Origin of the sequence: Cyanobium sp. Cruz-8D1, assembly GCF_024345975.1 — a bacterium.
Lineage (GTDB): Bacteria > Cyanobacteriota > Cyanobacteriia > PCC-6307 > Cyanobiaceae > Cyanobium.
In genome coordinates, this window is sequence record NZ_JAGQCD010000080.1 from 1 (window position 1) to 6278 (window position 6278).

The following is a 6278-nucleotide window of genomic DNA, read 5'->3' on the forward strand; positions in this document are numbered from 1 at the left end:
CACCCACAACTTCCCCCTCGATCTGGCGGCCACCGCCAGCACCCCCGTGGCCCTCACGGCGCCTGCAATCGGTTAGTGGGACTTTGAATCCCGCCCAGTCGATCCTGCTTCGCTCCATGGACTGAGCCGCCACCCTGGGGCCTGGAGTGATCCGGGCCCTTTCCCGTGACACGCTGGGGGACACCACCGGCTGAGGCGATGGCGCGCCCCCCGTACCAACCCTCCCTGCTGCGGCTGCTCCACGGCGTCACAGCGTTGCTGGTTCTGGGCTGCTGGCTGAGCGGGCTGTTCGTGTACAGCCGCTACGACGGCCGCTGGGGGCGGCTGCCCTTCACCCCCGGCGGCAACTGGATCGACCTGCACGGCCAGGCGGGCTTTCTGCTGCTGCCCCTCGGGCTGGCCTTCGCCGCCTACGCCCTCAGCCTGGGCCGGGCGCGCCTGCGGCGCTCCACCAACGCCATGGCCCTGGGGGCCCTGGTGCTGGCGGTGGCCACCGGCAAGCTGATGCAGGAGGACTGGCTGCGGGACGGCCAGCTGCACCACCTGGCCTACAGCCTGCACCTGGTGGCCTGGCTGGTGATCGGCCTGGCGGTGGTGCTGCATGTGGCAGGCAGCCTGCGGCTGGGGGGAACGCCCCTGTTGGCCTCGATGGCCAGCACGACCCTGCGGCCGGGGGATCGGCCCGGCGACTGGCCGGAGCAGGTGCGGCGGTATCTGAAGCGGGTGGGCTGAACGTCCAGCCCCGAGGACGCGCCCCAGGGAAGAGTCCATGATCCACGGGGCCGATGGGGAGGCTCCAGGTGGGCTTCGAGCATGAACGCCACCCGTTCGCCGCCGTCGTCGTGAACGGCCAGCAGATCTTCGGTGCTCAGGCGTGTGCGCAGCCGTACCTTCCGTGTGGGGCAGTAGCAGGCCAGAGCGTCGCGGAAGAACCGTGGATCGAGGCTCTGCGCCATCCCTCCACGGCCATCTGAATTACGATTGAGCAATATCAGTACTTCAGGCGATGCGCAGCACCATCACCGCCCGCGGCCAGACGGTGGTTCCGGCCCCGATCCGCGAACGCTTCCAGCTGGGTCCGTCCACGCGGTTGGAATGGATCGTGGAGGGCGACGGGACCATCCGTGTGGTTCCCGTTGCCCTGGATCCCATCACCGCCTTCCGCGGCTCCGGCGCCGGGGGAGCCACCACCCGTCTGCTCGCCGACCGCCGCCACGATCGCCAGCAGGAGGCCTGATGGCCGGCCGCTGGCTGCTCGACACCTCCGCCCTGCTGGCCCTGCGCGACAACGAAACCGGCGCGGAGCGCGTCGCCGAACGGCTGCAGCGCTCCCAGGCCCGCCAGGGCAGCTGCCTGGTGTGCTTCATGAGCCGCATGGAGTTGCTCTACCGGGTGTGGAAGGACGAAGGCGAACGGGCCGCCCGCCTCGCCGATGCCCAGCTGCGCTCCCTGCCCCTGGATTGGGTCGCGGCCAGTGACGCCCTGCTGGACCGGGCGGCGGCCATCAAGGCCACCCATCCCCTCTCCGTGGCCGATGCCTGGATCGCCGCCGCCGCTGAGCAGGAGGGGGCGGTGCTGGTGCACAAGGATCCTGAATTCCGCTCCCTGGCCCACCTTCCCCAGGACTGGCTGGGCTGAGGCCACCCCAACGGTCTGATCAAAGCGGATCCCCGGGCAGGAAGCGCCGGATGAACAGCTCCAGGGGCATCGGCCCGCAGCGGAGCTGCCAGAGGGTGCCGCCCGGTAGCGGTACTCGGCATCGGCGGCCTGGGCGGGGCCGTGGCGAAGCGCCACCCGTGTCTCAGGGCCGATGGAATCCGCAACCCATGATCGGCGCCTTCAAGTCCGTGCGACGGAGGATCAGGTGCAACCGTTTTGGTTGCAAAATGGTTGCCGCTGCCCCGGCAACGGCGATGGCCAGGAGCCTCACCCTCAAGAATCTCCCCGACGACCTCTACGGCCGCCTGAAGCAAGCGGCCAAGCAACATCGCCGCAGCCTCAACAACGAAGCGATCGTGTGCCTGGAAGCGGCCCTTCCGCCCCAGGCCATCACGGCCGCCGAGCGACTGGAGCAGATCCGGGCCCTGCGCCACAGCCTGCCGACGGAAGCGGCGTTCACGCCCGACCAGATCGATGCCTTCAAGCGCGAGGGCCACCCATGATCGTGGTGGACACCAACGTGGTGGCTTACCTATTGCTGGCAGGCCCCCAGACCGAGAAGGCTGAGGCACTTCTGCTTCACGACCCTGAATGGGCCGCTCCGGTGCTCTGGCGAAGCGAACTGCGCAACGTGCTCAGCGGTTACCTGAGACGTGGGCAGCTGGATCACCAGCAGGTGCTGAGGCTCCAGGGCCAGGCGGAATCGTTACTTCAGGGGCGGGAGGTTCCGGTGGTTTCCGCCGACGTGTTCCGGCTGGTCGAGGGGAGCGACTGCAGCGCGTACGACTGTGAGTTCGTGGCGGCCGCCCTGGCGCTCCAGACCCGCCTGATCAGCTGCGATCGCCAACTGCTGCGGGCCTTTCCCGCGATCACCACCCCGTTGGAGCAAGCCGTGCCCTGACGCCTGATCACAGCGGATCCCCCGGCAGAAACCGCCGGATGAACAGCTCCAGGGGCATCGGCCCGCAGCGGAGCTGCCAGAGGCTGCCGCCCGGCAGACGCCGCCAGGCCTGCACCTGGAGCGGGGCCGCGTCCCCGGCCAGCAACTGAACCTGATAGCGGTACTCGGCATCGGCGGCCTGCTCGGGGGCGACCAGGGGGTCGGCGCCGGGCTGGGTGGCCAGGAACGCGGCCGCGAACGCCCCTGGCTCCGGCCGCTGGCGCAGGGCCGTGGCAAAACGCCAGGCGGCACCGGTGGGGTAGCCGTCGTGGTGGAGGTAGAGATGGCGCTCAGGAACGCCGGGAAAACCGGTGAACGAATAGACGGCGCGGGTGGCCAAGGGGCTGGGGCGGCTGCACAGGGAAGTGCCACCGGTGTCTCACACGCTGGTGATAGTCGAACCGACGCCATTCCCTGGCGCCGACACCCCCAGCTAGCCTTACCTGGTAATACCAGCCCTGCATCCGGTGTCGATGGACCCAGCCGATGCCGCCACCAGCTCGATCACCAGCAAGGGGCAAGTCACCATCCCCAAGGCGTTGCGGCAGCAGTTCGGGCTGGCCAGGGGCAGCCGCGTCAGCTTCGCGTTGGTGGGGGATCACATCGAGCTGCGACCCTGGAAGCCGGCGCAGCCAGTGCCGGAGAGCGGCTTCGGATTGCTGAGGACCAACCGGCCCCCCGTGCCGGCGGACTTCGATCCCGCCAGCCTGCTGCGCCCATGATTGGCGTAGACACCAATGTGCTGGCCCGCTACTTCGTGGCGGAGGACGACGCCGATGCGGCCACGGAACGCCAGCGCCGGGCCGCCCGCGATCTGATCGAATCCGGCCAGCCGCTGTTCCTGGCCAAAACGGTGGCCCTGGAGCTGGAGTGGGTGCTGCGTGGGTACTACGGCTTCCCGGTGGAGCAGGTGCTGCAGGTGTTCGACCACCTGCTGGCCCATCCCGGCCTCACCGCAGAAGACCGGCCAGCCCTGGAGCAGGCCGTGGCCGGTGTGCGCAGCGGGCTCGACTTCGCCGATGCCCTGCACCATGCCAGCTGCCGCAGTTGCGAGGCAATGGCGTCGTTTGACGATCGTGGCTTCGGGCGACGCATCCGCCATCTCAATCTCGCGCCACGGCTGTTCGTTCCTGCCTGAGCGAAGCCAAGGCGCTGCGTGATCCTTCGATGGCCGCACCAAAGGCAAACCTATGCCCATGGGGCAACCGCAGGGCGTTCGTGGTCCCCACCGCCCCCTGGCATCTGGTGCTGCTGATGAAGGACATCGTGCGGACGCTGGGGTGAGCTCCCTACGCTCAGAAGAGATCAATGAACGGATTCCGCCAATGAGAACCGTGAAAAGCCTGATTGAGGAACTGGCCAGGTTCCCTGACGAAGCTCTCTGCCATGCCTACGAAGGAGAGATCATCGGGATTGTCATTCGGCTCGGCGGACGCGAGGGAGTGATTCACTGCAGTGAGCGTGAAGGCGCTGAGCCGGAAACCGAACCGCTCAAAGGCCTATAAAGCGCGTGGCAGATCAGATCGAACTTGTGCAAGTTATGCACTGGTTGCCTGCGGGTCTAACTTGCCTTCCGAAAGTCATTGCGGACTTGCTTGGACATCACAGAGCACTCACGCCCGGAAAGGTCGGCGATCTGCTTCTGGTGTTGCCAAACAGTGTGCTGATCAAGGCGAACATCCACCTGGGCACTGCCATCTGGTGCCTCATCAACGATGATCTCGCCGCTGGCGGATGCCGGGGCCTTGGTGTCTTTCACTCCTCCACCTCCACCGAAGCCGCCTGGGAGGGGGAGCTGAACTCGTAATCCTGCGCGAGGACGAGACCGGCTGATTCCTCCAGAAACACACCCCCTGGCTCACCAGCTGGACCCTGACCGCCACCCATCCGGCGGGGGTCGAGTCAACGAAGTCGGTGCGGCCCTTGGCACCACGCAGCACCGTGAAGCCACCAGGTGACTCGAAGCCCTGGCCGGAGGCCTCTGGCCCCTTGAGGAGGAAGAGCCGCCGGCTCGATGCGGCGGACTTGCCCGTGGGCTGCTCAAAGGCGCGGAAGCCGAGCACCGGGCAGCAGAGGAGGAGTTCTTCAAGGAAGCCAGCAGCCTCGGCCCGGTCCATCTCCGCCAGCGTGATGGTGCGCCCCTGCACCGCGTTCTCCAGGCGGCAGCGTTTGGCCTCCTGGGCCAAGCGGATCAGGCGAGCCTCCAGATGTTGGGCATGGGCCTTGTTCAGATAGCCGTCTTTGGAGGTGAAGGCGTAGGCGGTGGTCCAGAACTCCTTGGCCTGGTGCTGTTCGAGGCGTCGGCCCAAGCGATCGGCTTCGCCGATATAGACACGATCGGCGCCACCCTCAGGATCTGGCCCGGCGAGCACGTAGACACCCGGGCGACCAGCGTCCGGCCGCTGGGTGAACTCTTTGAGCTGGGAGCGAGGCACCACAAAGCCGATGCCGCTCCAGTTTGTTTTCTCCACGATGCGCATGCCCTCCGGCATACCAGAGGGCACGAACAGACGCAGGGCGAAGGGGCGGGCGGGGCTCATGGCTTCTGGCAAGTACACCATTACATTCACAGCAAACGGGGCAGTCCCAGTTCCTCAAGGAACGCATTGTGCTTCTCGCGAGCGTCCTCAATGGTTTTCTCAAGGGAAACCAGCTCGGAATGGACGGCTTGCAAGTCGATCTCCTCCTCGGCAACAGCCGTGCTGATATAGCGGGAAATGTTCAGGTTGAAGCCGGTCTTCTCGATTTCGGCCATCTCCACCCGCCGGGAGTAGCGGGCTTCCTCCTCTCGCTGCTGATAGGTGTGGATGATCTTGTGGATGTGCTCCTGGCTCAATTGGTTCTGGCGTTTGCCTATCACGAAGTGCTCGGCGGCGTTGATGAAGAGCACGTCGTCGGGCTTCTTGCATCGCTTGAGCACGAGGATGCAGACCGGGATGCCGGTGGAGTAAAAGAGATTGGCAGGCAGGCCGATCACGGTATCGATGTGGCCGTCTTTGAGCAGCTTGGTGCGGATGCGTTCCTCGGCACCACCACGGAAAAGCACCCCATGGGGCAGGATGATGGCCATCACGCCTTCCTCTTTGAGGAAGTGAAAGCCGTGCAGCAGGAAGGCGAAATCGGCAGCGGATTTAGGAGTTTGCGGAAAAACCGTCTAAGCAGTCGTGTTTTCCCATCTCCGAGCTGATTTCTCGGTGATTTCGTCAGATGGGTTCAGTTCAAGCGCTCAGACAGCCCGATTTCGCAGCATTTGGACTGTTTTGGTGGCCCGGCTGATGCCGTTTGCGCACACCTTTGGGCATCTGCTGGTTCATGCCGCCGCCATGGTGGGCCTGAGCAAGTTGCCCAGGCGGATCAGGTTGTAGGCGATCACGTACAGGCCGAACACGGCACTGACGTTCTCGATGCCGCGCAGTTTGAACTGGCGCAGTCCGCCGAACGCCTACTCCTTCTCTTCGAGAAGGCTTCGCCTACGGAGAAGCCTTCGGCTAGATCCAACCAAACACCTTTTCGATCCCCCGGCGGGCATTGATCGACTTGGCGTAGCCCACGTGGCGGGTGGTGCGGGCATCGATCGCTGAGCCGCCGCTGCGGGCGGTGTTCTGGGCCACGTGGGGCGTGACACCGATCCGCCGCATCTCAGCGACAAAACCTTTGGTGTCGTAGTTCTTGTCGGCAC

Annotated in this window: 9 protein-coding genes and 2 pseudogenes; 7 read left to right on the plus strand and 4 right to left on the minus strand. The window is 65.8% G+C overall.

Going from position 1 to position 6278, the window contains the following annotated elements; genetic code table 11:
- Positions 1-198 precede the first annotated feature (198 nt).
- From KBZ33_RS20790 to KBZ33_RS20810, 5 genes are all read left to right on the plus strand, one after another.
- The gene (locus KBZ33_RS20790; protein WP_254955390.1) at positions 199-732 is read left to right on the plus strand and encodes a cytochrome b/b6 domain-containing protein; all 534 of its coding nucleotides are present in this window, start codon (positions 199-201) and stop codon (positions 730-732) included.
- 274 nt (positions 733-1006) lie between these two features.
- Positions 1007-1237 carry an AbrB/MazE/SpoVT family DNA-binding domain-containing protein gene (locus KBZ33_RS20795; RefSeq protein ID WP_015109551.1) on the plus strand — a complete coding sequence of 77 codons (231 nt, stop codon included), beginning with the start codon at positions 1007-1009 and terminating at the stop codon, positions 1235-1237.
- Complete coding sequence (locus KBZ33_RS20800) at positions 1237-1638, plus strand: PIN domain-containing protein (RefSeq protein ID WP_254955391.1); 402 nt, start codon at positions 1237-1239, stop codon at positions 1636-1638. The genes KBZ33_RS20795 and KBZ33_RS20800 overlap by 1 nt, the downstream gene beginning before the upstream one ends.
- Before the next feature lie 248 nt (positions 1639-1886).
- A complete protein-coding gene (locus KBZ33_RS20805) occupies positions 1887-2162 on the plus strand; it encodes a FitA-like ribbon-helix-helix domain-containing protein (protein WP_255011960.1) in 276 nt (91 codons plus the stop codon).
- Complete coding sequence (locus KBZ33_RS20810) at positions 2159-2560, plus strand: type II toxin-antitoxin system VapC family toxin (protein WP_254955393.1); 402 nt, start codon at positions 2159-2161, stop codon at positions 2558-2560. The genes KBZ33_RS20805 and KBZ33_RS20810 overlap by 4 nt, the downstream gene beginning before the upstream one ends.
- Positions 2561-2567: 7 nt before the next feature.
- Here the strand turns inward: KBZ33_RS20810 and KBZ33_RS20815 are convergent, their stop codons facing one another.
- Positions 2568-2939 carry a hypothetical protein gene (locus KBZ33_RS20815; RefSeq protein ID WP_254955394.1) on the minus strand — a complete coding sequence of 124 codons (372 nt, stop codon included), beginning with the start codon at positions 2937-2939 and terminating at the stop codon, positions 2568-2570.
- A gap of 133 nt (positions 2940-3072) precedes the next feature.
- Here KBZ33_RS20815 and KBZ33_RS20820 point away from each other — a divergent pair, with 133 nt between their 5' ends.
- Both KBZ33_RS20820 and KBZ33_RS20825 read left to right on the plus strand, forming a co-directional pair.
- A complete protein-coding gene (locus KBZ33_RS20820) occupies positions 3073-3321 on the plus strand; it encodes an AbrB/MazE/SpoVT family DNA-binding domain-containing protein (RefSeq protein ID WP_254955395.1) in 249 nt (82 codons plus the stop codon).
- Positions 3318-3737, plus strand: coding sequence for a type II toxin-antitoxin system VapC family toxin (locus KBZ33_RS20825; RefSeq protein ID WP_254955396.1), 420 nt, complete (start codon positions 3318-3320; stop codon positions 3735-3737). The genes KBZ33_RS20820 and KBZ33_RS20825 overlap by 4 nt, the downstream gene beginning before the upstream one ends.
- A gap of 571 nt (positions 3738-4308) precedes the next feature.
- Here KBZ33_RS20825 and KBZ33_RS20830 read toward each other — a convergent pair.
- The 3 genes and pseudogenes from KBZ33_RS20830 to KBZ33_RS20840 form a co-directional block, all read right to left on the minus strand.
- A complete protein-coding gene (locus KBZ33_RS20830; protein ID WP_254955399.1) occupies positions 4309-5139 on the minus strand; it encodes a GIY-YIG nuclease family protein in 831 nt (276 codons plus the stop codon).
- Positions 5140-5165: 26 nt separating this feature from the next.
- Positions 5166-5726: pseudogene (locus KBZ33_RS20835) on the minus strand (N-6 DNA methylase); the annotation flags it as partial.
- Between the two features lie 183 nt (positions 5727-5909).
- Positions 5910-6278: pseudogene (locus tag KBZ33_RS20840) on the minus strand (hypothetical protein); the annotation flags it as partial.

Bases quoted from the DNA above. Each gene is read 5' to 3' on its own strand.
- KBZ33_RS20790 (WP_254955390.1), top strand. From the start codon at position 199: ATGGCGCGCCCCCCGTACCAACCCTCCCTGCTGCGGCTGCTCCACGGC.
- KBZ33_RS20795 (WP_015109551.1), top strand. From the start codon at position 1,007: ATGCGCAGCACCATCACCGCCCGCGGCCAGACGGTGGTTCCGGCCCCG.
- KBZ33_RS20800 (WP_254955391.1), top strand. From the start codon at position 1,237: ATGGCCGGCCGCTGGCTGCTCGACACCTCCGCCCTGCTGGCCCTGCGC.
- KBZ33_RS20805 (WP_255011960.1), top strand. From the start codon at position 1,887: ATGGTTGCCGCTGCCCCGGCAACGGCGATGGCCAGGAGCCTCACCCTC.
- KBZ33_RS20810 (WP_254955393.1), top strand. From the start codon at position 2,159: ATGATCGTGGTGGACACCAACGTGGTGGCTTACCTATTGCTGGCAGGC.
- KBZ33_RS20820 (WP_254955395.1), top strand. From the start codon at position 3,073: ATGGACCCAGCCGATGCCGCCACCAGCTCGATCACCAGCAAGGGGCAA.
- KBZ33_RS20825 (WP_254955396.1), top strand. From the start codon at position 3,318: ATGATTGGCGTAGACACCAATGTGCTGGCCCGCTACTTCGTGGCGGAG.
- KBZ33_RS20830 (WP_254955399.1), bottom strand. From the start codon at position 5,139: ATGAGCCCCGCCCGCCCCTTCGCCCTGCGTCTGTTCGTGCCCTCTGGT.